Source organism: Cupriavidus gilardii (genome assembly GCF_013347325.1).
GTDB classification, from domain to species: domain Bacteria; phylum Pseudomonadota; class Gammaproteobacteria; order Burkholderiales; family Burkholderiaceae; genus Cupriavidus; species Cupriavidus gilardii.
This window is the reverse complement of sequence record NZ_CP054624.1, coordinates 458,579-484,230: the sequence shown is the minus strand read 5'-3', so window position 1 is coordinate 484,230 and position 25,652 is coordinate 458,579. Positions and strand designations below refer to the sequence as shown.

Annotated in this window: 25 protein-coding genes; 8 read left to right on the top strand and 17 right to left on the bottom strand. The window is 66.8% G+C overall.

Annotation, left to right across the window (positions count from 1 at the left end; genetic code table 11):
- Positions 1-90 precede the first annotated feature (90 nt).
- A complete protein-coding gene (locus FOB47_RS02250) occupies positions 91-408 on the top strand; it encodes a hypothetical protein (protein ID WP_174779817.1) in 318 nt (105 codons plus the stop codon).
- A gap of 115 nt (positions 409-523) precedes the next feature.
- Here the strand turns inward: FOB47_RS02250 and FOB47_RS02245 are convergent, their stop codons facing one another.
- Positions 524-1,450, bottom strand: coding sequence for a LysR family transcriptional regulator (locus FOB47_RS02245; protein WP_174779816.1), 927 nt, complete (start codon positions 1,448-1,450; stop codon positions 524-526).
- Positions 1,451-1,616: 166 nt separating this feature from the next.
- Here FOB47_RS02245 and FOB47_RS02240 point away from each other — a divergent pair, with 166 nt between their 5' ends.
- The gene (locus FOB47_RS02240) at positions 1,617-2,807 is read left to right on the top strand and encodes an MFS transporter (protein ID WP_053824345.1); all 1,191 of its coding nucleotides are present in this window, start codon (positions 1,617-1,619) and stop codon (positions 2,805-2,807) included.
- 208 nt (positions 2,808-3,015) lie between these two features.
- On the opposite strand, the gene FOB47_RS02235 is transcribed toward FOB47_RS02240, so the two are convergent.
- Positions 3,016-3,456: a nucleotidyltransferase domain-containing protein gene (locus FOB47_RS02235; RefSeq protein WP_174779815.1), complete on the bottom strand. Its 441-nt coding sequence runs from the start codon at positions 3,454-3,456 to the stop codon at positions 3,016-3,018.
- A gap of 92 nt (positions 3,457-3,548) precedes the next feature.
- Between FOB47_RS02235 and FOB47_RS02230 the strand changes: the two genes are divergently transcribed.
- Complete coding sequence (locus tag FOB47_RS02230) at positions 3,549-3,761, top strand: DUF3820 family protein (protein ID WP_006576618.1); 213 nt, start codon at positions 3,549-3,551, stop codon at positions 3,759-3,761.
- On the opposite strand, the gene FOB47_RS02225 is transcribed toward FOB47_RS02230, so the two are convergent.
- Together FOB47_RS02225 and FOB47_RS02220 are read right to left on the bottom strand one after the other, a co-directional pair.
- A complete protein-coding gene (locus tag FOB47_RS02225) occupies positions 3,758-4,702 on the bottom strand; it encodes a cation diffusion facilitator family transporter (protein WP_174779814.1) in 945 nt (314 codons plus the stop codon). The two genes, FOB47_RS02230 and FOB47_RS02225, sit on opposite strands and share 4 nt — an antisense overlap.
- 68 nt (positions 4,703-4,770) lie before the next feature.
- Complete coding sequence (locus FOB47_RS02220; RefSeq protein ID WP_174779813.1) at positions 4,771-5,706, bottom strand: LysR family transcriptional regulator; 936 nt, start codon at positions 5,704-5,706, stop codon at positions 4,771-4,773.
- 149 nt (positions 5,707-5,855) lie between these two features.
- Here FOB47_RS02220 and FOB47_RS02215 point away from each other — a divergent pair, with 149 nt between their 5' ends.
- The gene (locus tag FOB47_RS02215) at positions 5,856-6,617 is read left to right on the top strand and encodes an SDR family NAD(P)-dependent oxidoreductase (protein ID WP_174779812.1); all 762 of its coding nucleotides are present in this window, start codon (positions 5,856-5,858) and stop codon (positions 6,615-6,617) included.
- A 98-nt stretch (positions 6,618-6,715) separates the two neighbouring features.
- Here FOB47_RS02215 and FOB47_RS02210 read toward each other — a convergent pair whose 3' ends face one another.
- The 4 genes from FOB47_RS02210 to FOB47_RS02195 form a co-directional block, all read right to left on the bottom strand.
- Complete coding sequence (locus FOB47_RS02210) at positions 6,716-8,203, bottom strand: efflux transporter outer membrane subunit (protein WP_053824351.1); 1,488 nt, start codon at positions 8,201-8,203, stop codon at positions 6,716-6,718.
- 186 nt (positions 8,204-8,389) lie between these two features.
- A complete protein-coding gene (locus FOB47_RS02205) occupies positions 8,390-11,590 on the bottom strand; it encodes an efflux RND transporter permease subunit (protein WP_174779811.1) in 3,201 nt (1,066 codons plus the stop codon).
- 165 nt (positions 11,591-11,755) lie between these two features.
- On the bottom strand, positions 11,756-13,003 hold the full coding sequence (locus FOB47_RS02200) for an efflux RND transporter periplasmic adaptor subunit (protein WP_006575563.1): 1,248 nt from the start codon (positions 13,001-13,003) through the stop codon (positions 11,756-11,758).
- A 193-nt stretch (positions 13,004-13,196) separates the two neighbouring features.
- Complete coding sequence (locus tag FOB47_RS02195) at positions 13,197-14,117, bottom strand: alpha/beta hydrolase (protein WP_053824352.1); 921 nt, start codon at positions 14,115-14,117, stop codon at positions 13,197-13,199.
- A 317-nt stretch (positions 14,118-14,434) separates the two neighbouring features.
- Between FOB47_RS02195 and FOB47_RS02190 the strand changes: the two genes are divergently transcribed.
- Positions 14,435-15,400, top strand: coding sequence for a LysR family transcriptional regulator (locus FOB47_RS02190; RefSeq protein ID WP_053824353.1), 966 nt, complete (start codon positions 14,435-14,437; stop codon positions 15,398-15,400).
- A gap of 30 nt (positions 15,401-15,430) precedes the next feature.
- Here the strand turns inward: FOB47_RS02190 and FOB47_RS02185 are convergent, their stop codons facing one another.
- The 7 genes from FOB47_RS02185 to FOB47_RS02155 all read right to left on the bottom strand — a co-directional run bounded on the left by FOB47_RS02185 (position 15,431) and on the right by FOB47_RS02155 (position 20,478).
- Positions 15,431-15,817 (bottom strand): type II toxin-antitoxin system VapC family toxin, encoded by a 387-nt coding sequence (locus FOB47_RS02185; protein WP_174779810.1) that lies wholly within the window; start codon positions 15,815-15,817, stop codon positions 15,431-15,433.
- Positions 15,814-16,059, bottom strand: a complete 246-nt coding sequence (locus FOB47_RS02180) for a type II toxin-antitoxin system Phd/YefM family antitoxin (RefSeq protein ID WP_174779809.1) — start codon at positions 16,057-16,059, stop codon at positions 15,814-15,816. Before FOB47_RS02180 ends, FOB47_RS02185 begins: the two co-directional genes overlap by 4 nt.
- A gap of 152 nt (positions 16,060-16,211) precedes the next feature.
- Positions 16,212-16,490: a DUF2795 domain-containing protein gene (locus FOB47_RS02175; RefSeq protein WP_174779808.1), complete on the bottom strand. Its 279-nt coding sequence runs from the start codon at positions 16,488-16,490 to the stop codon at positions 16,212-16,214.
- A complete protein-coding gene (locus tag FOB47_RS02170) occupies positions 16,487-16,810 on the bottom strand; it encodes a hypothetical protein (protein ID WP_174779807.1) in 324 nt (107 codons plus the stop codon). Before FOB47_RS02170 ends, FOB47_RS02175 begins: the two co-directional genes overlap by 4 nt.
- A 106-nt stretch (positions 16,811-16,916) precedes the next feature.
- Entirely contained in the window at positions 16,917-17,666 is a 750-nt protein-coding gene (locus tag FOB47_RS02165) for a DUF892 family protein (protein ID WP_174779806.1), read from the bottom strand.
- 73 nt (positions 17,667-17,739) lie between these two features.
- Positions 17,740-18,915, bottom strand: coding sequence for a hypothetical protein (locus FOB47_RS02160; RefSeq protein WP_174779805.1), 1,176 nt, complete (start codon positions 18,913-18,915; stop codon positions 17,740-17,742).
- 291 nt (positions 18,916-19,206) lie between these two features.
- The gene (locus FOB47_RS02155) at positions 19,207-20,478 is read right to left on the bottom strand and encodes a M20/M25/M40 family metallo-hydrolase (protein WP_174780823.1); all 1,272 of its coding nucleotides are present in this window, start codon (positions 20,476-20,478) and stop codon (positions 19,207-19,209) included.
- 153 nt (positions 20,479-20,631) lie between these two features.
- On the opposite strand from FOB47_RS02155, the gene FOB47_RS02150 reads away from it, so the two are divergent.
- Positions 20,632-21,792, top strand: coding sequence for a GlxA family transcriptional regulator (locus FOB47_RS02150; protein ID WP_390884821.1), 1,161 nt, complete (start codon positions 20,632-20,634; stop codon positions 21,790-21,792).
- A gap of 60 nt (positions 21,793-21,852) precedes the next feature.
- Here FOB47_RS02150 and FOB47_RS02145 read toward each other — a convergent pair whose 3' ends face one another.
- Together FOB47_RS02145 and FOB47_RS02140 are read right to left on the bottom strand one after the other, a co-directional pair.
- The gene (locus tag FOB47_RS02145; protein WP_053824358.1) at positions 21,853-22,590 is read right to left on the bottom strand and encodes a BON domain-containing protein; all 738 of its coding nucleotides are present in this window, start codon (positions 22,588-22,590) and stop codon (positions 21,853-21,855) included.
- A 144-nt stretch (positions 22,591-22,734) separates the two neighbouring features.
- On the bottom strand, positions 22,735-23,160 hold the full coding sequence (locus FOB47_RS02140) for an OsmC family protein (protein ID WP_053824359.1): 426 nt from the start codon (positions 23,158-23,160) through the stop codon (positions 22,735-22,737).
- Between the two features lie 205 nt (positions 23,161-23,365).
- On the opposite strand from FOB47_RS02140, the gene FOB47_RS02135 reads away from it, so the two are divergent.
- Positions 23,366-24,289, top strand: coding sequence for a LysR family transcriptional regulator (locus FOB47_RS02135; protein WP_053824360.1), 924 nt, complete (start codon positions 23,366-23,368; stop codon positions 24,287-24,289).
- Positions 24,290-24,520: 231 nt separating this feature from the next.
- Entirely contained in the window at positions 24,521-25,609 is a 1,089-nt protein-coding gene (locus FOB47_RS02130; protein WP_174779804.1) for a porin, read from the top strand.
- Positions 25,610-25,652 lie beyond the last annotated feature (43 nt).

The window sequence follows — 25,652 nt, the reverse complement described above, 5'->3', positions numbered from 1 at the left end:
CAGACGATGAGGTAGATGATGCTGAAAAGACCTTTCCCTTCGCAGACGACGGCGCCGATTTCGACGGCTTCCACGCGCGGACTCGTTGGCATGGCGATCGCCGCCATGGTGACGTTCGGCGCAATGTCATCGGCCAACGCACAGACCACCGGCGCACGCGATCCCTACTCGCAGGGCGCGCGTTCGGACCGATTCGACCCGTACACGCAGGGCGCCCGTACCGAGCAGCGCTCGACGCTCGCATCGAACGGCAAGGCCAAGGGGCCCAAGGCCGGCGCGCGCAACCCGTACAGCCAGGGTGCCAGGGCCGGTGCGCGCAATCCTTACAGCGACGGCGCCAGGAGCGGTCCGCGCAATCCCTATTCGGACGGCGCGCACAAGGGCGGCAAATCGAAACTGAAATCGTGACAGGTGTGTTGGCGGTGGCGACCAGCCCACGACCGGCTCGTCCGGTCCATGGCGTGGCCGCCGCCGCGCGCCACCGGCTTTTGTTGAAGGATCGCGGGCGCGCATCCGTTTCGGTTCAGCCTCCGCGGCTGTCGCCACGTTCCCACGGCGGAACATCGCCGAAGCGCTCGGCCAGGAAATCAACCAGTGCCCGCACACGGGGCGGCACCAGCCGTCTCTGCGGCATCACCGCATAGATGCCGGTGTCGGCGATCTGATAGTCCGGCAACACCTGCACCAGCTGGCCGGCCCGCAACATCGCGCAGACATGCCAGTACGAATGCAGCGCGATGCCGAGCCCGCCCAGCGCCGCGTCCGACAGCAATTCGCCGGTATTGGCCTCGATCCGGCCTCGTACCCGTACCGCGATCTCGCGGCCGTCGGGGTCCTCCAGCCGCCACAGGTCCTGCCGCCCCTGGCTTCCCACCAGCACCAGACACTCGTGCCGGGACAGGTCGTCGGGCGTGCGCGGCGTGCCATGACGGCGCAGATATTCCGGGGACGCGCACAGCAGCCGCCGATTGTTGGCGAGCTTGCGGGCCACCAGCGTCGAATCGTCGAGCGCACCGATGCGCACCGCCAGATCGAAGCCGGCGCTGACCAGATCCACCACGCGGTCGTCCAGATGGATGTTCAGCCGCAGTTGCGGATGCCGCGCCATGAACTCGGGCAACAACGGCGACAGGTACTGGCGCCCGAACGACGACGCCGTGGTCACCCGCAGCGTACCGGTGACCTCGCCACCGGCCCGTCGCAACGAACTGCCAAGCGCCTCCAGTTCCTCGACGAGCCCCCGGCCCTGCTCGGCAAGCGCCGCGCCTTCGGGCGTCGCGTGCAGCCTGCGGGTGGTCCGATGCAGCAGCCGCACGCCCAGATCCTGTTCCAGCCGCTTCAGGCGCTGGCTGGCCACGGCCACCGACAGATCGAGACTGCGCGCCGCTGCGCTGATCGAGCCGAGGTCCAGCACGCGCAGGAACAGCGCGATATCGCCGATACGGTCCATGACTATCAATCAAATATTGAAACTGATTCATGATACCGCCGGTTTTTCAAAAAGATGGGGACGGGCAAACTGCGGGCCTTCCAATAGGAGAGTTGTCATGGCCGCCCCGCCTACCGCCACCATCCCGCCCACTAACAACCCCACTGCCAAGCCTGCGCGCGCCGGCATGCCGCTGGCGCTCTACGCGCTGACCGCCGGCTCCTTCGGCATCGGCTGCGCCGAATTCGTGATCATGGGCCTGCTGCTGCAGGTCAGCGCCGATCTGCACGTGTCCATTGCCTCGGCCGGCATGCTGGTGTCCGGCTACGCGTTCGGCGTCGCCGCCGGCGCGCCGATCCTGACGCTGCTGACCCGGCGCATGCCGCGCAAGGCGGTGCTGCTGGCGCTGATGGTGATCTACACCGTCGGCAATGCGGCCTGCGCACTGGCGCCGGACTACACCACGCTGATGATCGCCCGCGTGATCACGTCGCTGACGCATGGCACCTTCTTTGGCGTCGGCGCCGTGGTGGCGACCGGGCTGGTGCCGGAAGACCGCCGCGCCTCGGCAATCTCGGTGATGTTCTCCGGCCTGACGCTGGCGACGCTGCTCGGCATGCCCGCCGGCGCCTGGCTCGGGCTGCATCTGGGCTGGCGTTCGACGTTCTGGGCGATGACGCTGATCGGGCTGGTATCGCTGGTGGTGATCGGCATGCTGGTCAAGGCCAGCCGCGACCACAGCGCGCCCGCCTCGCTGAAGGACGAACTGGCGACCATGGTGCGCCCGCAGGTGATGCTGGGCCTTGCCATGACGATCCTGCAGGCCATCGGCATCTTCGCGGTGATCACCTACGTGCAGCCGCTGCTGACGAAGGTGGCCGGCTATGGCGAGGCGGCGGTGTCGCCGATCCTGCTGCTGTTCGGCGCCGGCATGATCGTCGGCAACCTGCTCGGCGGCCGGCTGGCCGACCGCCGTCCGGTCGCCGCGGTGCTCGCCACGCTCACGTCGCTGGCCTCGGTGCTGGCGCTGATGACCTTCGCCATCCACAACCAGTTCGCGGTGGTCGCCTTCGTCGGCATCCTGGGCATCGCCGCCTTCGCCACGGTGTCGCCGCTGCAACTGCGCGTGCTGCGGCACGCGCGCGGCCCGGGCCAGAATCTGGCATCGAGCTTCAACATCGCCGCCTTCAATCTCGGCAATGCACTCGGCGCCTGGCTCGGCGGCATGGTGATCGACCACGGACCGGGCCTGACCGCCCTGCCCTGGGTCGCCGCGCTGGCCCCGCTATCGGCACTGGCGGTCGCAGCCTGGAGCGTGCGGCTGGAGCGGACCCGTCCGTCGCTGCCTACGGCTGCGGCGGGGGTCGAGGCTGGTTGATGGCACTGCAGAGTCGCCTTGGGTCCTTGCTGGCCCAGGAGAGCAATTCCGACTTCTCGGCATGCAGCCAGTGCAAGACGTATGATGCCCAGCGCGGCTAGTCAGCGTACGGTATCCGCAGGCATGCAACACAAGCATGGAGAGTTGCATGATCGCCTTGTAGGCGACATCGAAGCGGTTCTCGTTGCTCAGACCCTCGATATGGGCATCAGCGAGATTTCGCCTGACCGCAGCCAGAAGTCGCTGGATGTGCCTCCGATCCGGGACCACCACGTCGGGACTGATCCCCACCAAGTTCTGCAAGGACATGCTCGCTTCCGATCAGGAACAACTTCGGCCTGGTCAGCACGTCGGAGAGAAAGGGATCACGCTCGCTTACCCGGGTCCGCCATGCCCGCGCTGTCAATACCACGGGATTGACATCACGACCGAGCGTACCTTCGACCGGATAGAAAAGCCGTACGACTTCTCTGAAATCGATGTCGCCGACGATGAAGACGTCGACATCGCTGCCAGGAGCCGCAGCACCGCGTGCCAACGAGCCGAATACAAAGGCGGCCTCGATGGCGCCGTGGCAGCGGCCGAGAGCGCCTAGCAGGGCGACACGCATCGCGTGCTGGGCTGCGATCGAGGTGGTGGACGGTTCCATGGATGGCATGTCGGATACGATTGTAGTTTTCGCCGACTCACCCGAACAGTTCGACAAGCGTTCCCATCCCGGCCGAACTGCTCGCAGCCGCCATGCAACCCGAAGACCTCCAACTCCTCGTTACCCGCACCATGCCGTTCGGCAAATACAAGGGCCGGCTGATCGCCGACCTGCCGGGCAACTACCTGAACTGGTTTGCGCGCGAAGGATTTCCGCCCGGCGAAATCGGGCGGCTGCTGGCGTTGATGCAGGAGCTCGACCACAACGGCCTGTCGCATCTGCTTGCGCCGCTGCGCAAGCGCTAGCCGGCCGCGCGGTCCATCGTGGCGCCGCCGCGGCGGACCGGGTCCATGTGGGTCATCACGTCGAGCACGTCGCGATTCTCCATCGCGCGCCGGCGGGCCTCCATCGCGATGGCGTGGCCCTGCTCGACGGTCAGCATCGCCTCCATCTCCAAGTGCACGTCGACCAGGATCAGGTCGCCCATCTTGCGGGTGCGCAGGTTGTGCACGCCCAGTACGCCGGGGGTCGACAACAGGCTGTGCCGGATCGCCTCGACCGTCTGCGCGTCGGCGCCGCGGTCCATCAGGTCCTGCATCGCGTTCCAGCCGAAACGCCAGCCCATGCGGATGATCATCAGGCCGACCACCATCGCGGCGACGGGGTCGAGCCAGCGGTAGCCGAGCAGGCTACCGCCGATGCCGAGCGCGACCACCAGGGACGACGCGGCGTCCGAGCGCGAATGCCACGCGTTCGCCGCCAGCATGCTCGAGCGAACGCGGTGCGCGACCGCCAGCAGATAGCGGAACAGCGATTCCTTCAACACCAGCGTGCCGAGCGCCACCCACAGCGCCACCATGCCGACCGGCGGCGTGTCGGCGGCGGGGTCCACCTTGCCGGCAGCCGACCACAGCATGCCCACGCCGACCGCCAGCAGCAGCACGCCGAGCGCCAGCGAAGCCGCGTTCTCGAAGCGTTGGTGGCCGTACTGGTGGTCTTCGTCGGGCCCCTTGCCGCTATGCACGCCGGCGAACAGCACGATGAAATCGGACAGCATGTCCGACAGCGAATGCACCGCATCGGCCAGCAGCGCCTGCGAGCCAGCCAGGACGCCGGCAATGGCCTGGGCCGCGGTCAGGACCAGATTGACGGCCACGCTGACCAGCGTGCTGCGGCGCGCGGCGCGCTGCCGCAGCGCGGCATCACCATGGTCGTGGGCGGGCTCGGTGGGACGGGGCTTGCTCATGGCCTCGACTGTACCGCAGCAGCGTGTGCAATTCACCAAGCAGGCCGCCGTCGCCGGACATCAACGGTTCATGCCGGCAAGGCGCTGCGCGGGCTTGACGGCACCGGTTCGAGATGCGGTTCGAGGACCTGCGCGATCCAGTCCATGAAGACGCGCACGCGCCGCGGCAGATTGCGCCGCTGCGCATAGAGCAGTGTCACGGGCATCGGCGGCGGTGGACAGTCCGGCAGGACTTCGACCAGCTCCCCCGCGGCCAGCCTTGACTGCATCGCCATGGCGGGTACCTGGATGATGCCAAGCCCTGCCATGGCCGCGGCTTCGTAGGCGGCGCCGTTGTTGACGGTGACGCTGCCCGCCATCGGCAATGCCGCATGGCCGCCGCCGTCCGGATATTCGAATCCGAGCGGGCGCTGCCCCAACGTGCCGGCGTAGTGCACCAGCCGATGATCGCGAAGGTCCTCGATGCTGCGCGGCGTGCCATAGCGACGCAGATAGTCCGGACTGGCACAGTTGATCAGCCGTATCGCCCCCAGGGGCCGCGCCACCAGGCTGCTGTCGTCGAGCGTGCCGACGCGGACCACGCAGTCGAAGCCTTCGCGCACGACATCGACGCGACGGTCGGTGCCGCTGATCTCGATCGACAGCTCGGGATACCGGTCGAGGAATTCCGGCAGTCGCGGAATCACGAAGCGCGATGCCATGCCCGCCGGCATGTCGACACGCAAGCGGCCCTTCAGCGCGCCACCGTCGCGCTGGAACATGCCGTGCAACTCGTCCATGTCGTCGAGCAGATCCCGCGCACGCTCGCAGAACGCCTGCCCGTCCGCGGTCAGCTGGACCCGGCGCGTGGTCCGATGGAAGAGTTGCGTGCCAAGGCTGGCCTCCAGCCGCTGCACGGCGATCGATACCGCGGCCTTCGACAGCGCGAGGCTGTCGGCGGCCCGGGCGAAACCGCCGAGTTCGGCGACGCGCAGAACGATGCGCAGCGTGTCGAGGGAATCCATGGGGCGGATCGTTGGTCAATTGTTTACGTATTGCAAACATAGCTGCCACATGTCGGCAGTTTATGCGGTCCCGTCGAATCAATAAAGTGGGCACATGCGGCGCGACCGCATCCGAAACGCAAACCCGAACTTCCACCGGAGTCCACTTGATGACCACTACCTCCACCATCGCCGTGATCACCGGCGGCAGCCGCGGCCTCGGCCGCAATGCCGCGATCCACCTCGCCCGCCAGGGCACCGACGTGATCCTGACCTACCGGGGCCAACGTGCCGAGGCCGAGCGTGCCGTCGCGGAAATCGAGGGGCTGGGCCGGCGCGCCGCCGCGCTGCAACTGGACGTCGGCGACAGCCGGACCTTCGCCGGCTTCGCCGCGCAGGTCGAGTCCGTACTGGTCGGCTGGGGCCGCAACCGTTTCGACTTCCTGTTGAACAACGCCGGCATCGGCCTGCATGCGAGCTTTGCCGAAACCACCGAAGACCAGTTCGACGAACTGATGCGCATCCATCTGAAGGCACCGTTCTTCCTGACGCAGGCCTTGCTGCCGCTGATTGCGGACGGCGGGCGCATCCTCAATGTGTCGACCGGCCTGGCCCGCTTTGCGCTGCCGGGTTACTCGGCCTACGCGACGATGAAGGGCGGCGTCGAAGTGCTGACGCGCTATCTGGCCAGGGAGCTGGGCGAGCGCGGCATCAGTGTCAACACGCTGGCGCCCGGTGCCATCGAGACCGACTTCAGCGGCGGCGCCGTGCGCGACAACGCGGAGGTCAATGCCTTCGTATCCTCCGTGACCGCATTGGGCCGGCCCGGCAAGCCGGACGATATCGGCGCCGTCGTGGCGGCATTGTTCGCACCCGGTACTGGCTGGATCAACGCGCAACGCGTCGAGGCCTCGGGCGGCATGATGCTTTGATGAAAAAAAGGCCGGTGAAAGACCGGCCTCTTGTTGCGGCACGGCCGCTGCCTGCTTCACGCAGGCAGCGGCCGTTCTGCGTTATTGCCTCGCCGCGATCAACGTGCCGCCGCGTCGCTCGGCGCCTGCACCGGACCCCATCCGCCGCCCAGGCTCCGCACCAGCGCCACCGTCGCGGCGGCGCGCAGGCCCGCCACCTGATTGGCCGCGCGCTGCGATTGCAGCACCGTACGGTCCGCATCGATCACGGTCAGATAGTCGACCGCGCCGGCGTCGTAGCGGCTGCGCGAGATCCGCTGCGCGCGGCGCGCGCCGGCCAGCGCGCTGTCGAGCGCGCTCGCCTGCTGCGACAGCCAGCGGACGTCGGCCAGCCCGTCCTCCACCTCGCGGAACGCCACCAGCACGGTCTGCCGGTAGGCTGCCACCGCTTCCTCATGCTGGGCGCGTGCCGCCGCCAGATTGGCGCGGTTGCGGCCGCCGTCGAAGATCGGCGCGGCAATGGTCGAGCCGATCAGCGGACCGAGCAGCCAGGCGCGCGAGGACCAGCGGAACAGGTTGGACAGCTCGCTGGATTCGAAGCCGAACACGCCGGTCAACGAGATGCGCGGGAAGAAGGCCGACTTGGCGACGCCGATGCGTGCGTTCGCCGCGGCCATCAGACGCTCGGCCTGTGCGATGTCGGGCCGGCGCTCGAGCAATTCGGACGGCAGGCCCGCCGGAATCGCGACCGGCGCGGCATCGAACGGCCGCTCGGCCAGCGCGAACTGGGCCGGCGGCACGCCGGTCAGCACGGCCAGCGCATGCTCCTGATTGGCGCGACGGCGTTCGACGTCGGCCAGATCGGCACGCGCGGTGCCGAGTTCGGCCTCGGCGCGTGCCGGGTCCAGGTCGGTGGTTTCGCCGGCATCGAAACGGCGCTTGAGCAGGCGCACCGCGTCCTCGCGCAGCGCGATGGTGGCGCGCAGCAGCTGACGCTCGGCGTCGAGCGTGCGCAGCGTGAAGTAGGCCTGCGCGACATCGGCCTGCAGCGTCAGCTGCACCGAGCGGAACAGGTCCTCGGCGGCCTCGCCCTCGGCACGCGCGGCGCGCACGCTGTCGGCCACGCGGCCGAACAGGTCGACCTCGTAGCTGGCGATGGCACGTGCACGCAGCACGGTGCGCGGCGATACCGGCGTGCCGTCGGGCAAGCCGAGCGACGCTGCCGACGGCTGCGACCGGGTCGGATCGAGACCCACGCTCAGTTGCGGATAGAGGTCGGCCTCGGCCACGCCGGTAAAGGCGCGTGCCTGCTTGACGCGCGCGGCGGCGGCGGCCAGGTCCTGGTTATTGCTGTTGGCCGCTTCGATCAGGCGGTCCAGCTCCGCATCGCCGAACAGCTTCCACCATTGGCCGCGTTCGGCACCCTCGGCCGGTGTGGCCACTTTCCATTGCGCGCCTTCGGCCTGCGCGGCCTCGGCCTCCTTGAAGGCCGGCATGGTCGCGGTTTCCGGCACCTTGTAGGTCGGCGCCAGCGAGCAGCCTGCCAGCACCAGCGCGGCGGCCAGCGTCGCCAGCCGCGGCATCCACGATTGCAGGTTTGCTGTCATGTCGTTGTTCCTTGATTCGATATCGTTGGCATGTGCCTGCGGTGTTCTCCCTCTCCCGCGTGCGGGAGAGGGTCGGGGAGAGGGACAGCGGCGCTCATCGTTGCGTTGTCGTTCATCGACTGCTGCTTCCCTCGCCCCAGCCCCTCCCCCGCAAGCGGGAGAGGGGGGAGCACACCACCCTCGTACTCAGTGTTGCGGTTCAGCCAATGCCACCGCGCGTTCCGGTTGCGCCTCGGGCGCCGGCTCCGGCTCGGCCTTGCCGCGCGTGGCGAGCTTGCGCAGCGCCACATAGAACGCCGGCGTCAGGAACAGGCCAAAGAACGTCACGCCCAGCATGCCCGCGAATACGGCCACGCCCATCGCATGGCGCATCTCCGCGCCGGCACCGGTCGACACCACCAGCGGCACCACACCCATGATGAAAGCGAACGAGGTCATCAGGATCGGGCGCAGGCGCAGGCGGCTCGCCTCGATCGCGGCCTGCACGATGGTGCGGCCCTGATGCTCCAGTTCGCGGGCAAACTCCACGATCAGGATCGAGTTCTTCGCCGACAACCCGACCAGCACGATGAAGCCGATCTGCGTGAAGATGTTGTTGTCCCCCCGCGTCAGCCAGACCCCGGTCAGCGCGGCCAGCAACGACAGCGGCACGATCAGGATCACCGCCAGCGGCAGCGTCAGGCTTTCGTACTGCGCGGCCAGCACCAGGAACACCAGCAGCACGCACAGCGGGAAGATCCACACGCCCGCATTGCCGGCCAGGATGTCCTGATAGGTCAGCTCGGTCCATTCGAACTTGATGCCCTTCGGCAGCGTCTCCGCGGCGATGCGCTCGGCCGCGGCCTGCGCCTGGCCCGACGAGAAGCCGGGCGCCGGTCCGCCGTTCATGTCCGCGGCGGTAAAGCCGTTGTAGCGCACCACGCTGTCCGGGCCGAAGCTCTGCTTGACCTGCACCAGCGACGACAGCGGCACCATCTCGCCGGCGGCGTTGCGCGTCTTCAGCTGCAGGATGTCCTCGGCATGCTGGCGGTAGCTGGCATCCGCCTGCACCTTGACCTGGTAAGTACGGCCGAACTTGTTGAAGTCGTTGACGTAGGCCGAACCGAGATAGGTCTGCAGCGTGTCGAACACGTCCGTCACCGGCACGCCGAGCTGCTTGGCCTTGACGCGGTCGAGCTGGACGTCCAGCTGCGGCACGTTGACCTGGTAGTTGCTGAAGATGCCGGCCAGTTCGGGCGTCGCGCGCGCCTTGGTGGCAAACGCGTTCGTCGCCGCGAACAGCGCGTCGTAGCCGAGCGCGGCACGGTCCTCGATCATCAGCTTGAAGCCGCCGATGGTGCCAAGGCCCTGCACCGGGGGCGGCGGGAACACCGCGATGAACGCGTCCTGGATCGCTCCGTACTGCTGGTTCAGCTGCGCCGCGATGGCGTTGCCGCTCAGGTCTTCGGACTTGCGCTCCTCGAACGGCTTTAGCGTGGCGAACACGATGCCGGCGCTCGGGCTGTTGGTGAAGCCATTGATCGACAGGCCCGGGAACGCCACCGCCGATTCCACGCCCGGATGCTTCAGCGCGATCTCGGACATGCGGCGAATCACGTCCTCGGTGCGGTCCAGCGTCGCGCCGTCGGGCAGCTTGGCGAAGCTGACCAGGTACTGCTTGTCCTGCGCCGGCACGAAGCCCTTCGGCACCAGCTGGAAGATGCCCCAGGTCAGCACCAGCATCACCGCGTAGACGCCGAACACCGCACCCTTGCGGCGGACCACGCCCTTGACGCCCTTCCCGTAGCGCTCGGAACTGGCGCCGAAGAAGCGGTTGAAGCGCTTGAAGAAGCCGCCCAGCACGCGGTCCATCGCGCGCGACAGCCAGTCCTTCGGTGCGTCATGGCTGCGCAGCAGCAGCGCGGACAGCGCCGGCGACAGCGTCAGCGAGTTGAACGCCGAGATGATCGTCGAGATCGAGATCGTCAGCGCGAACTGCTTGTAGAACTGGCCGGTCAGGCCCGTCATGAAGGCCAGCGGCACGAACACGGCGCACAGCACCAGCGCGATCGCGATGATCGGACCGCTGACTTCGCGCATTGCCTGGTAGGTGGCTTCCTTCGGCGACAGACCCTGCTCGATATTGCGCTCGACGTTCTCGACCACCACGATCGCGTCGTCGACCACGATACCGATCGCCAGCACGAGACCGAACAGCGACAGCGCATTGATCGAGAAGCCGAACGCATACATCAGGCCGAACGTGCCGACGATCGACACCGGCACCGCCAGCAGCGGGATGATCGACGCGCGCCAGGTCTGCAGGAACAGGATCACGACCAGCACCACCAGGGCGATCGCCTCGAACAGCGTGTGCGTGACCGCCTCGATACTGTGCCGCACGAACTGCGTCGGATCGTAGACGATGCTGTAGTCGACGCCGTCCGGGAAGTTCTCCTTGAGTTCTTCCATGGTCTTGCGCACGTCGTCCGAAATCTGGATCGCGTTCGAGCCCGGCGCCTGGAAGATCGGAATCGCGACCGCCGGCTTGTTGTCGAGCAGCGAGCGCAGCGCGTACTCGGACGCGCCCAGCTCGATGCGGGCGACATCGCGCAGATAGGTCACGCCGCCGTCCGGCGAGGTGCGCACGATGATGCCGCCGAACTCCTCCTCGGAGTTCAGGCGGCCCTGGGCGTTGACCGACAGTTGCAGGTCGGTGCCCGGCAGCGACGGCGAGGCGCCGATCACGCCGGCCGCCACCTGCACGTTCTGCTCGCGGATCGCGCGCACCACGTCGCTGGCGGCGAGCTGGCGCTCGGCCATCTTCTCGGGGTCGAGCCAGACGCGCATCGCGTAGTCGCCCGAGCCGAAGAGCTGCACCTGGCCCACGCCCTGGATACGGGCCAGACGATCCTTGACGTTGATCACCGCGTAGTTGCGCAGGTAGGTCATGTCATAACGATCGTTCGGCGAGACCAGGTGGACCACCATGGTCAGGTCGGGCGAGCTCTTGACGGTCGTGATGCCGAGCCGGCGCACGTCCTCGGGCAGGCGCGGCTCGGCCTGCGACACGCGGTTCTGCACCAGCTGCTGTGCCTTGTCCGGGTCGGTGCCCAGCTTGAAGGTCACGGTCAGCGTCAGCAGGCCGTCGCTGTTGGACTGCGACGACATGTAGAGCATGTCCTCGACGCCGTTGATCTGCTCTTCCAGCGGCGAGGCGACGGTTTCAGCGATCACCTTCGGGTTGGCGCCCGGATACTGCGCGCGCACCACGACCGACGGCGGCACGACTTCCGGGTACTCGGAAATCGGCAGCTTGAACATGGCGATCGCGCCGATCAGGAAGATCAGCACCGATAGCACGCCGGCGAAAATCGGCCGGTCGATAAAGAATTTCGAGAGGTTCATGACGGGTCTCGATAAAAAAGGGAGCCCCCTGGCGGTCCGTGTGGACGCCATGGAAACGCATTTGGGCGATGCAGCTGGCTAGATCAGCTCAGGATGTCGCGGCAGGCGGCGGAGGTTCTCCCTCCCCCGCAAGCGGGCGAGGCGAGAAGATCAGGCTGGCAAACGTCATCCGACCGACTCCTTCTTCGCCTGCTCGGGCTGGTTGTCCGCGCTCTTCTCGGTGGCATTGCCACGCTCGAGCTCGCGCTTGAGCGCCATGCGCACCGGCGTCGGCGCGACGGTGTCGCCCGGCCGCACGCGCTGCAGGCCATTGACCACGATGACCTCGCCCGCCTTCAGGCCGGACCGGATCACGCGCAGACCGTCATAGTTGGGCCCCATCTGGACTTCGCGATAGTTCAGCTTGTTGTCCTTGTCGACCACCAGCACGAACTTCTTGCCCTGGTCGGTGCCGATCGCACGGTCGTTGATCAGCACCGCGTCATGCGGCGCATTGCCGCCGAGCTTGACCTTGGCGTACAACCCCGGCAGCAGGCGTCCGTCCGGGTTGTCGAACACCGCCCGTACGCGGATCGTGCCGCTGCGCGGATCGAGCCGGTTGTCGACCGACTGGATGCGGCCCTCGTGCGGATGGCCTTCCTCGTTGGCCAGGCCCAGATAGACCGCCATGCCCTTGCCGTTGGCGCCGCCCGCGGCGCCCGGCGCCGTGTAGCGCAGATAGCTCTGCTCGTCGATCTCGAAGCTGGCGTACACCGGCGACACCGACACCACCGTGGTCAGCGCCGGGGAATTGGCGCCCGGCGCGACCAGATTGCCCACCGTGATCTCGGCGCGCGAGACGCGGCCGGTCACCGGCGAGGTGATGCGGGTGTAGGCCAGGTTCAGCCTGGCGGAATCGAGCGCCGCCTGCGCGGCGCGCACGTTGGCGTTCGCCTCGCGCGCCGCGTGGATCCGTTCGTCGAATTCGCGGCGCGAAATCGCGTTGTCGTCCAGCAGCCGCTGCGCCCGCACCTGCTCGCTCTGCGCATGGCTGGCGCGCACCTGGGCGGCGGCCAGCGCGGCTTCGGCGCGTGCCACCTCGGCCGCGTACGGACGCGGGTCGATGGTGAACAGCAGATCGCCCTTCTTGACCATCGCGCCTTCGCGGAAGTGCACCGCATCGATGGTGCCGCCGACGCGCGGCCGCACCTCGACGCGATCGATCGCCTCCAGGCGGCCCGAGAATTCGTCCCACTCGGTGATGGTCTTGCCGATGGCGGCGGCGACATCAACCGCGGCCGCGCTGGGGGCGGGGCTCGGCACGGCTTGTGCCTCGCCGGCATGCCAAGGGCGCAGCACCGTGGTCGCCAGGCCGGTGCCCAGCACGATCACGATGGCGACGGCGATCAGGCTACGTCGGGATTGCAGCTTCATTTCTTCACTCCGTTTCGGGTTTTCTTCAACCGGAAAAGCAAAAGGACGAACGCCGCCCGCCGGGCCCGTTCGACGCCTTGCGGGTATGCAAACCCTGGGGCGCCGACGCGGGGTCCGGAGACATTCACACGCGGCTGACTTCTCGAATGGCGGTCCGCGCTAGCGTGTCAGCACCGGCGCGGCCGCGGGCACGTCACGGCGCCCAACCGGAAGGCTTGGCTGCCGGCCGGCGTTCGGCCTGTGGCGAGGCTTCGTCGCTGTCCGCGAAACGTTCTCGCAGAAAGCGCGCGCCTTCATCGACCCATACCTGACATCGGTCGTGGGATGCTTCGACACCGGCGCCGCAAGCGCCGGGCATGATTCGGGTTTCCGCCGCCACGCCGCGGTCGAGCAGCTTGCGTCCGAAGGCCTCGCCTTCGGGCCGCAGGGCATCGAGCTCGGCCACCTGGATCAGCGTCGGCGGCAGGCCGGCCAGACGCATCGCATGCGCCGGCGCGGCGTAGGGATGGACCGACGCCGCGGGCGTCGGCAGGTAATCGCGATAGCAGACCGCCATGCGCTGCAGCGTTTCCAGCGGCACGTGCGCCTGGCCGGCGCAGGAGGCGTGCTGCAGGCAGGGGTCGGTGACCGGGCGGATCAGCCATTGCGCGCGCGGCGCCGGCAGACCGCGATCGCGCAGCATCTGCGCCACCGCAATCGCCAGATTGCCGCCGGCTTCCTCGCCGACCAGCGAGAAACGCATCTTGTCGACCTTGAGCCGGCGCGCCTGGCGCAATACCCATTCGGCGGTATTGAAGGCGTCTTCCGGTGCAGCCGGGAACGGATGGTCCGGAGCCAGCGAGTATTCGGGCGCCACCACCACCGCCGGCACCGCGCCGGCAAGCTGGCGGGTCAGATGGGCCGCCTTCTCGATGCCGCCGTCGACGAAGCTGCCGGCATGCAGATAGAGCAACCATGGCAGCGGAGACGGCGCCCAGGCGGTCGGATATCCGGCGGGATAACACACGTGCACAGCAATGGTGCGCTCGCCGCTGGCGATCTCATGCCGCACCACGCGCGCCGCGGCGCCGGCCTGGGCGGGCTGGGAAGCGGTATCTTGCGTCGGCTTGGTCATGGTCTGGGTTCCGTTGCGCGGCCGCCGGAAACGGCTCGACGCATGGTTTGCATGTTGCGTTGCACCGAATTATGGTGATTGACGTAGGCGGGATAAAGGCGCAGTTTGCCAACGCACTATTCTGCGGATGGAATAATCGCGCCGGACCCGAGTTCGTTCCGGTAGATCGTCCCCATTCGGCCAATAACCGCTCCACTGTTGCGGTTATGCCAATGAAAGACCCTACCGTGCATACGCCTCGCAGAGTGAGTAACATTCGCCCTCGCCAGCCGCGCGGCACTGTCCGCTCGCTATGGCTTTCTTATTGGACAGCCGCCATGGACCGCTTCGTCTCAATGCAAGCCTTTACCCGCGTCGTCGATGTCGGTAGTTTCGCGCGCGCGGCGGAATCGCTCGATTTGCCCAAGGCTACGCTGACCCGGCTGATCCAGAATCTGGAAACGCATCTCGGCGTCAAGCTGCTGCACCGGACCACGCGCCGGATCAGCGTGACGTCGGAAGGCGCCGCCTATTACGAACGGTGCGTCCGCATTCTGGCCGATGTCGACGAAGCCGAGCAATCGCTGACGCATCAGAACCAGACCCCGCGCGGCACGCTGCGGGTCGACACGGTCGGCGGGCTGGCGCGCCTGGCCTTGGTGCCCAATCTGCATGAGTTCTTCGCGCGCTATCCGGACCTGAAGGTCGAACTGACGATCAATGGCAAACCGATCGATCTGCTGAAGGAAGGCGTCGACGTGGTCATTCGGGTCGGCGATACCGTCGACGATACGATGGTGGCGCGCCGCATCGGGCAATTGCGCCTGGCGTTCTACGCCTCGCCTATTTATTTGAAGCAGCACGGCACGCCGACCACGCCGGAAGAATTGATGCAGCATCGCGCAATCAATTATCTGTCGACGCGCACCGGCCGCGAGATGCCATGGATTCTGACGCGCGGCGACGAGCGCCACGAATTGCTGCTGCCATCGGCGATCTCGACCAATGACCCCGAAGTCTATATCGGCTGCGCGCTGGAGGGACACGGTATCGCCGTCATCTCGCGTGTGATGGCGCAACCGTATCTGGAAAGCGGCCGACTGGTCGAAATCATGGGCGATTGGCAGGAAGAGGTCATGCCGATCTCGGCCATGTATCCGCAGAACCGGAACCTGTCGGCCAAGGTGCGCGTCTTCGTCGATTGGGCCGCCGAGATATTCGCGCGCGATCCGGAAATGGGTTATCGCGATTCGTTTCCCGGACCGCGGCCGGTAGTGGCGCCGGTGTTGGAGGCGGTGTCGTAAGGACCCGTCTGGCCTCTCTTCGGTCCAGTGTCACACGTGCCGCACCGGGCCGGGATAACGTGCGACCACTGGATCCGCAGTAATGAGGGCCATGTCTTCCACGATGGCCTGGGCAACCAGCACGCGATCGAACGGATCCTTGTGCAACAGCGGCAGGTCCTCTAAAACTATGGCGTGCTCGGAGATGATCGGCAACTCTCGATAGCCGCTTTCGAGCAGACCGCGCCGCATGATCCTGGGATCGACATCGAAGCTGCGGCGACACAAAGACGCCTTGATCGCGATCTCCCATATGCTTGCCGCGCTGAACACCGGTTCATTGAACTCGTCTTCGATCAGCAGGCGCGCACCGGTCGGCAGACGTCCGGGCTTGATCAACGCCCACAGCAAGATATGCGTATCGAAAAGCAGCTTCATATCCGGCCAGTGAAGAGTACTTCGATTTCATCACTGCACAGCCGGTCGAAATCCTCGGGAACGTTGAACCGATCCTGCAGAATGCCGATCCGCTTTTCACCGGAGCGATGGATGGCCTGGACCGGAACGACCCTGACCATTGGCTTGCCGCCTTTCGCGATGACAAACGACTCCCCTTGCGCCGCCATCTCGACGAGATGCGGCAAGTCGGCGGAAGCTTCATCCAGGTTGATCGTGCGCATGCTGGCCCCTCCACGGTAGACGGGCCAATCTAGACAATCGATGAGCGCGCCGCAAGACCGCAGCGCGCTTTTGCGAAAAGTCGCAGCAGAAGGTGTACCTGAGCTTCACCTTCGCGCTCCACCGCCCATGCCGCGCGTCGAGCGCATCAGCTTCAATGCAGCTTGCCCAACTCCCGTGAGATCTCCGCCGGGGAATCGTAGTCGCGCTCGGGCAGTTGCTCCAGTTCGGCCATGATCTCTTCGCTGGCGCCGCCGTCGCGGGCGCGCGAGAGGATGTCGTCCTTGGTAGCGGGAAAGTCGATGCCCTTCAGGGACTTCTGCACGTCGATCGGGCTCGGCTCCTCGCGTCCGCCTTCTCCGCCCTTGCCACCCTGCGCGGCGCCCTTGCCGCTCGATCCGCTCTTGCCTTGGTCGGTCTGCTTCTGGGTCATTGCATGCTCCTCTGGTTGCTGTTGCCCGAGCCAGGCGCCCGGGCCGGGTCGGACGATGCCGCCGGCGTGTCGGCGCCGTCGAGCCGGATATCGATCAGCCGCCGGCCCTCGAGCAGGCAGGCCTCGATCGCGGTGGCCGCGTTGTCGAACGCCGTCTCGACATCGGAGGCGAAGGACGCCGGCAAGTCCTCCTGCGTCGTGGCCGCGCGCGCGCCGGCCGGCAGGATCTCGCCCTGGTAGCCGTAGCGCACGCCCGAACTGGCGCCGACCGGCACCGCGTGCGCGGCGATCAGATGGTCGCGATAGAACATTTCTTTCATGCGCCCTCCTTGAGGCGGCGGTGCCGCGGGTTCGCCGCGGCAACCGGCGCCGGTGCTGGTGCTGGTGCTGGTGCTGGTGCTGGTGCTGGTGCTGGTGCGCCTCGTCTTACGTCGCTTCCGTGATGACTGCACGCTCCAGCCACTGCCGGATCGTGCCCATATGCTGCTCCTCCTCCGTCAGCGCCTGCTGGAACTTCTGTGCCATCTCGGTATGGCCGGTCTCGGTCGCGAGCTTGATCAGCAGTTCCCAACCGGCGTTGTCGGTCATTTCCGCGGTCAGCAGCGCATTGAGGCACTGCGCGAAGTTCGTGCGAGGATCGGCGATGGTCTGCAGCACTCCCATCGCGGTGACGCCCGCCACGTCGGCGCAAGGCGTGACCGCCGTCGGGTCTGCGCCGATCGCCCGCATGGTCTCGTCGACCATCGCGAAGTGCTCGGCCTCTTCATCATGGAAATGCATCAGCGTGCCGAGCACGTCGGGATCGACCGCGCTGGTATCCATCTCTTTGCACTTGGCGATCATCAGCTCGTAGAGGCGCGTGCCGGTGCGTTCGAACGCCAGGCGCTCGCCTAGCTTGTCGATCAGCACCTCGGGACGATTGCCGGTCAGCTTGTCCATCGTCGTGCTCATCGCGCCCTTGAGCGTACCGGGCAGCGGCACCGAACCGACCGGGTCTGCCTCGTCGATATATTGGGCGCGCATCTCCGCGGCCGGCTGCGATTCGGCCGGTACGTTCATATCGTCGATACCGCTGTCCGGTCCCATGTTGTCGGCATAACGCTCCATGGTCTCGGTGTCGATCGGCGACATCTGCGCGCCGGTACGGTTGACGCCCATCTGGGTAGTCTGTTGCATGCGTTCTCTCCGATTTCAGTTGTCCAGTCCGCTTGTTCAGCGTGATGGCCTGTTGGCGGCTTCAGCGATCGCCTCAGGCGGCGGTGTGCATCCGGGCCAGTTCGGTGCCGGGCGTCCACACATAGCCGGCGGATACCAGCTGCGACGGCGAGCCGTCGGCGTTCATCACGCGGCGGTATTCGATCGACGCGGGGCTGTCCTTGTCGAGCGGCACGAAGTCCATGCCGTTGGCACGCAGGTCCACCTCGTCCGCGAGCACCTTGCGCACGAAATCGCGCTGGCTGGCGAAGTCGATCGGCTTGGGCAGCGGGCCCGCGAGAATCTCGGCCGGGTCGCGATTCTCATGGCGCTTGAGCATTTCGCACGCGACATGCAGATGGCCCAGCTCGTAGTCGAGGAAGCGTTCCCAGATCGCCTTGATGCGCGGGTTGCTCTCCTGCTGCACGCAGCTGTAGTAGTTGTAAGCCTCCATCGCTTCGTGGATCACCCATTTCTCGATCAGGCTTTCGTCGGGGTCCATCAGCGAGCCATACTGGGTCACGTGCTGTTCCTCGATCGAAGCGATCTCGGCGTACAACTGTCGCGCCAGCGGGTCGGTGAACAGCGGCCCGATGTTCATGTAGTAGTCGTGGGTCTGGTACTCGGCCGCGGTAATCATCGCGGCGTGGATCTTGGTGATCAACGCGGCGTTGGCGCGGTCGTAGCTCTCGCGCACATCGTCCTGCGGCGCGCGGTGTTCGACCCAGGTCGAGCGTCCCGGCACGATGTCGGTATGGCCCTGCGTGATCGAGTTCGCGTCCTTGCCTTCGAGCCGGTCGAGCAGGGCGCTATAGCGGTACAGGTGATCGAAGTCCTCGAGCAGGCCGAAGCGATAGGCCTGCGCCTGGTACGGATCGGGCTCGGTCTGCGCGACCGCCGCGGTGACCTCGATGGCCACCTGCTCGTAGGCGATCGTGGTTTCCAGCGGGGAATGATCGGCGCCGATCAGCCAGTTGATCATCGTGGCCTGGTGATGCTCGACGCGGCGGATTTGCGCGAGCGGAATCCGCAATTCCCGATTGCAGCGGGACATGATGTGCTTGAGCCGCAGCGCATCGGATTCGATGCCATTCATCAAAATGATCCGGACGCGGGTAAATGCGTCGTCGTCCAGCTTGCTGATCGGCGCCTGGACCAGGTCCTTCCAAGTGAAATGTTGCTGGCCCAGCGGGCAGCCCTTGGCATCCAGCAGATCGGTCAAGGTGTCCATGGAAACTCCATTGTGGGGTGAGCGGAAAACGCCGTACGGCGAGCCGCCGGCGACGCGTCTGTAGCTCTAGCAACGGCCGTGCCGATCCGATTCCGCGCCAGCGCGTGCCCACGTTGTGAATCCGACAGACAATCCCTGCACGCCTTGCAAAACTTGCGTTGGCGGCTTGCGCAGCGTTGCGCAAAAAAATGCGCCCGCCGGTTTTGGCCGGCGGGCGCATTTGAAAAAAGCTATGGCGCGCGTTTTGAACGGAACGACTGCGAAACGGCAATGCCGTGGAAGACTGCCGCGCTATTGCTTGCCGATCTCCTGCAGCATGCGCGTCATCAGATACAGCCGCGGCACGATCGAGTCGATTTCGATGTACTCGTCTCGCGCGTGGTAGCCGAAGCCGGCCAGTCCAAAACTCTCGACCACCGCGGGCTTGCCCGACAGCGCGGCGTAGCCCGCGTCGGTGCCGCCGCCGGTTCCTTCCGCCAGCGCAAGCTGACGGCCGTCCAGTTCGGCGTAGATCTGCTGCGCCCGCTTGGCCAGCGCGCGGCCCTTTTCGTTGACGACGAAGGGCGGACGGCCCTCTTCCATCGACACCGTGGTGTGCGTATCGGGAATCAGCCGGTTCTCGGCGACCTTGCGCTCGAGCGCGGCCTTCAGCTGTTGCGGGCCGTCCTTGACGGTGGTGCGCACGTCGGCGGTCGCCACCGCGACCTCGGGGATCTGGTTGCGCACGACGCCGGCCTGCGCGCCGGTCCAGTTCAGCTGCGTGCCGGGAACCGACTTGGCGATATCGCGCGTCTGCTGCAGCTGGTACGCAAGCTCGAGCAGCGCGTTGCGGCCGTGCTCGGGCGCGGCGCCGGCATGCGCCGCGCGTCCCTTGACCTCCATCGTCGCACTGGCGGTGCCGCTGGCGCCAAGCAGCAGCGCCTCGGCCTTGACCACGGCCTTGGCCGCGGTCGGCTCACACGACAGCACGACGTCGTGCTGCTCGCCCAGCGCGGCGATCAGCTCGCCCGAGCCATCGGACCCGATCTCCTCGTCCGCGTTCAGCAGCACCGTGATCCGCGCGTAGTCGCGCCAGCCGCGCGCCTGCAGGATTTCCAGCGCGTGCAGGATCACCGCGATGCCGCCCTTGTCATCGGCGATGCCCGGCCCGTACAGCTTGTTGCCATCCTGACGGATCGGCTGCGTGGCCAGCGTATTGGGCGGATAGATCGTGTCCATATGCGCGATCAGCATGATGCGCGCCTTGCCGTTGCCCGTCAGCGTACCTTTGACGATCGGACTGTCCCCGCTTTTCGGCTTGACGCGCTCGGTGGTTGCGCCCAGCGCCGCCAGCCGCTTTTCGGCATACGCCGCCATCTGCGCCAATCCGGCCGCGTTGCGGCTGCCCGATTCGATCGACACCATCTCCTTGAGCGATTCGATCACCTTCGGCTGCGCGGCGCGCGCTGCTTCGAGCAGCGTCGCATCGGGCGCGGCGTGGGCGAGGCCGGCGAAGGTGGCCGTGCCAGCGGCGGCGCATACGAGCAGGACGGCCGTGGCGAGGCGGCGTACGGCGGGTTGCAGGCGTGGCTGCATGAAGTCTCCTGAGGTAAAGGCCCGGAAGGGAATGTTGTTGGCGGCAAGGGCCGCCTTGTGCCGGGAGTCAATCCGGGATGCTAGGGCTTGTCCGCCGCATCGGGGAGGACCAATATCGCCATTTCCGATGTCGATCCCGCCATGTCCGCGCCGCCTCTCCCCTGCCCCGACGACGACGTGTCCGCACCGAATTACCCCGGACTGGACCCGGTGCCGGCGCCGGACCGCCTCGCGCCGGCGCTGCATGTGCGGCTGCTGTGGCTGCCCCATGCCATGCCGGGCTTGCTGTTCGCCGCGCTCGACGTCCTGCGCACGGCCAGCGGCATCGCGCAATTGCAGCGCCCCGGCCGCGACTGCGGGCTCAGCTGGCAGGTGATCGGCGAAACGGGTCGGGCGTTGGCGATGCCGGTGCCGGGGCTCGCACGGTCACGCCGGCGCCCGCGCGCGCACCGCAGCGCCGACAAGCATGGCGAAGCCCATTCACTGCTGGTGATTCCGGGCGTCATGGCGCGCAACGCGCCGCATCTGGGCGAGCTGTTCGAACAGCAACGCCCTGTGCTCAAGCTGGTGGAGCGGCATGCGCAGGCGGGCGGCTGGATCGCGGCATCCTTCAACGGCATCGCCTATGCAGCCGAACTGGGACTGCTTGACGGCGCCCGCATCGGCGCGCCGTGGCTTTACCAGAGCTGGATGGCGCGCCGCTATCAGCTGTGCGACTTCACCCACGACGAACCGATGGGCGTGCACGGTCGCGTCTTCCACAGCGTGGCGCCGGCCCTGCAGACCGAATTCATGCTGCGCGTGCTCGGCCATCTGCACGATCCCGATCTGGCCCAGGCCAGTGCCCGCGTACTGCTGTTGCAGGCCGAACGCCAGCTGCTGACGCCGGCGCTGACGACGCAACGCTGGCTCACCCCGACCGCCGACAGCCCGGTATTCCGCGCCAGGCGCTGGCTGCGGGACCATATCGGCGCGCCATACCGGCTGGCCGACGTGGCGCGCGCAGCCGCGGTCAGCGAGCGGACCTTGCTGCGGCATTTCCGCCAGGTTACCGGCATGACGCCGCTGGCCTACCTGCATGCGCTGCGGATCGAGCGTGCGAAGACGCTGCTGGAGGTCTCGCTGCACGGCACGCAGGCGGTCGCCGAAGCGTGCGGCTACAGCGATGCGGCGACCTTCCGGCGGCTGTTCCAGCGCGCGACGGGAATGTCGATGTCGGACTATCGCGCCCGCTATGCGTTGCGGGCGCGGCGCCGTTACTGGCGCGTGGAGGACGGGCTGCGCGAAGGATCCGCTGCCTGACGACGGACCGGGGCCGGAAACGGCAACAAGGCGAGCCCTTGCGCCGCGTCTTGCGTGCGTTCAGACGGCGTCGGGCCGGCGCTCGATCCGGTTGATGACCTCCTCGACGCCGTGCAGATACCAGGCATCGCGCTCGGCCTGGCGGCGTGCGCCTTCGCCCGCATAACCCTCCAGCGTGACCACGCGGTTCTCGGTGCGAATGGAGATCTGGTCCGCATTGACCAGCGGATCCGACTCGAGCACCAGACGCAGCGCCTCGGTGATCTCCTCGTCGTTGTCGCGCTCGGCGGGCGCGATCTCGAGTTCATTGACCACGCACTGGCAGCCGGGGGACCACCAGGCCAGCACGCCGGCGAGCCGCATATGGGACAGGCTGATCACCTGTCCGCGCAGCGTCACGATGCCATCGACCGTATTGACCTCGATCCAGCCGCTGCGCTCGCCGACCGCCTCGCGCAGCGTTTCCAGGCGGCCCTTGGCATGCACGCAGATCTTGCAACTGCGGAAATCCACGGCCTGCAGCAGCCGCTCGCAGACCGCGTTGCGCAGTTCGCCATCGCCGGCGGGCGCGGCACCGTTGGCCACGCGCAGATGGTCGATCACGCACGATACGCCGTCGATCTTGCGCATCCGGGCCGCGGCTCGTGTCTTGGCGACGATATCCGGGACGTCGCCCTCGAGAATCAGTGCGCCGTCGGACAGGCGCAAATTGATGGTGGGATGGAGATGCTGGCCGTGGAACGGCAGATTGGCCAGTGCCGCGCGGGCCTGCGTGAGCACCGCTTCGCTGCTCTGCATGATGTTGCCTCCTGAGGTGGCGGGCAGCAGCGCCGGATGGCGGGGCGCTGCGCCCTGTCCATTATAGAAAGCGCATTGCGCGCCCGGTTCCCGGGAAATCTCGCCGCCGGGCCGCCTGGGCGCGGCACGGCGGCGATCCGGTACTCAGGCATTCAGGGTGGCATTCATCGTGATCGGTGCCTTCATCAGCTTGGACACCGGGCAGTTCTCCTTGGCGGTCTGCGCGCACTTGTCGAAGGCGGCCTGGTCCGCGCCGGGGATGCGCACCGCCACGTCAAGATGGATGGCCGTGATACTGAAGCCGCCGCCGTCCTTCTCCAGCGTCACCGTGGCCTTCGTGTCGATGCTGTCCGGCACCATGCCCGCCTCGCCGAGGATCAGCGACAGGGCCATCGAAAAGCAGCCGGCATGCGCGGCGCCGATCAGTTCTTCCGGATTGGTGCCGGGACCGCCCTCGAAGCGTGCCTTGAAGCCGTATGGCGCATCCTTGAGCACGCCGCTCTGCGTCGAAATCGTGCCGCCGCCGTCCTTGATGCCGCCTTGCCACCTTGCCGATCCAATCTTCTGCATAGCCATGCGCTCCGTCGGTGTTGTTACAGGACACGGGCCGCCCCGGATACGTCCGGACCGACCCAACCACGTCCCACAATAGGACGCGAAGAGGCGTTCGGCCAGCGCAGGGCCCCCACCTCCGTGTTGTCCGCAGGAGCACAAGCTGCGCACGATCCTTGCTAGGCAGTGATCGTTCCGATTCCTGCTGCCGCTGCCCAAGCCGATGCTCCATCCTCCCCGCGTCTATCTGTATCTCGACACCGTCGCTCGCTGCGGCTCGATCCGCAAGGCAGCCGAGCAGCTGCATGTCGCGTCGACCGCGCTGAACCGCAAGATTCTCGAGGTCGAACAGCAGATCGGCACGCCGCTGTTCGAACGGCTGCCGCGTGGCGTGCGGCTGACGTCGGCCGGCGAAGTGCTGGTGGCCACCATCCGGCGCAGTCTGGCCGATCTGGACGCCGCGGCGGCACAGATGGCGCAGTTGCGCGGGCTGGTGCGCGGTTCCGTGCGGATCGCCTCGGCGGAGTCGGTGGCGACCGATTTCCTGCCCGGTGCGATCGGCCGCTATCAGACGCGCCATCGCGGCGTGCAATTCCATGTGGAGATCGGCGGCACCGAGGCGTTGATGGAGGCGCTGAAGCGGGACGAGGCCGATCTGCTGCTCGCGCACGATCCGCCTGCCAGTCCACTGCTGCAGGAGCTCGCGGCGGCGCCACAGCCGTTCTGCGCGATGATGCGGCCCGACCATCCGCTCGCCGCACGGCGCACGCTGCGGCTGGTCGACTGCGCGGCGTTTCCGGTCGCCCTCGGGCCGGCCAACTTTGCCAGCCGCCGGCTGATCGAGGCCATAGCCGCGCGCAATCGGCTGCATCTGTCGGTGATGCTCGAGGCGACCACGGTCGAGACGCTGAAGGGTTTCGTCCGGCAGACCGATGCGATCTGCTTCCAGTTCCATGCCGGCACGCTGCGCGAAACGCGGCAGGGCACGCTGACCGCGGTGCCGCTGGCCGATCCCGAACTGGCGCTCGGCCGGCTTGTGCTGGCCACGCGCAAGGGCCGCGCGCTGCCGCCCGCCGCCGCCGCATTCGCCGAACATCTGAAGACCGCCATCGGCGCGCTGCACCCGCCGCTGACGTTGGCCGCGTAGCGGCTCGACGCCGTTCGCGCCACCGTCCGGCCCCGCATTCGTCGCGCCGCCACCGCACACATTTTGTGCTCGCGTCGCACGAAAAATGATGGTGGTCGGTCCCGGCCGAATTCCGCACACTGATCCGAACGCCCCGTCAATTCGGCCGAGCCAGCCGATCGGGACATCACGACAACAACGCCTCAATAGAAGGCAGCACGAGAGAAATCAGGGTCAACGATGGAGGTTCGCATGACAACAACGAAATTCAGGCCGGCACGCGTGCAGGTGGCCGCGATGGCAGCCGCAATGGCGGCATTGGCAAGCGGGGGCGCGCTGGCGCAGTCCAGCGTGACGCTGTACGGCCAGGTCGACACCTACGTCGGCAGCAACAAGGCGGTCGGCGGCGATCGCGCCTATGTGCTGGGCGCCGGCGGCATGCAGACGTCGTATTGGGGCATCAAGGGCACCGAGGACCTTGGCAACGGCCTGAAGGCAATCTTCGATCTGAATGGCTTCTACCGGGCCGACGGCGGCCGCGCGGGCCGGTTCGACGCCGATGGCATGTTCACGCGCAGCGCCTATGTCGGGCTGCAGAGCGAATCGGCCGGTACCATCCGCCTTGGCCGCAATACCACCCCCTATTTCCTGTCGACGATCCTGTTCAATCCGCTGGTCGATTCGTACCATTTCTCGCCCACGATCTTCCACACCTATGTCGCCAGCAATGGCGGCACGGTCTACGATCCGGGCATCGTCGGCGATTCAGGGTGGAGCAATTCGCTGGTCTATTCGTCGCCGAAGTTCGGCGGGCTCAGCTTCAATGCGATCTACGCCTTCGGGGAGCAGGCCGGCGACAACGGCAAGAACAAGTGGGGCGGCAACGTGCTGTATTTCAACGGGCCGTTTGCCGCTACCGTCGCGTTCCAGCAGGTCAAGTTCAACAACACGCCGGGAGACGTGACGTCGCCCGCCGCGATGGTCGGCTTTCGCAAGCAGAACGCCGTACAGGCCGGCCTCAGTTACGACTTCAAGGTGGTCAAGCTGTTTGTGCAGGGCCAGCACATCCGATCGGATATCGACAGCGCCACCGGCGACATCAAGCACAGCAACGGACAGATCGGCGCGGCGGTGCCGATCGGCGCCGGCAGCCTGCTGCTGTCGTATGCGTACGGCAAGATCAAGAACGAGGTCGCCGATATCGAGCGCAATACCGCGGCGGTGGCCTACGACTACAACCTGTCCAAGCGCACCGATGTCTATGTCGCCTATTACTACGACAAGGTCGGCGGCCTGTCTCACGGCAACAACTACGGGGTGGGTGTGCGCCACCGCTTCTGATGGCCAGGCGTTGCCGGTTTCGGCTCGGGCCCGCAAGGCCTCT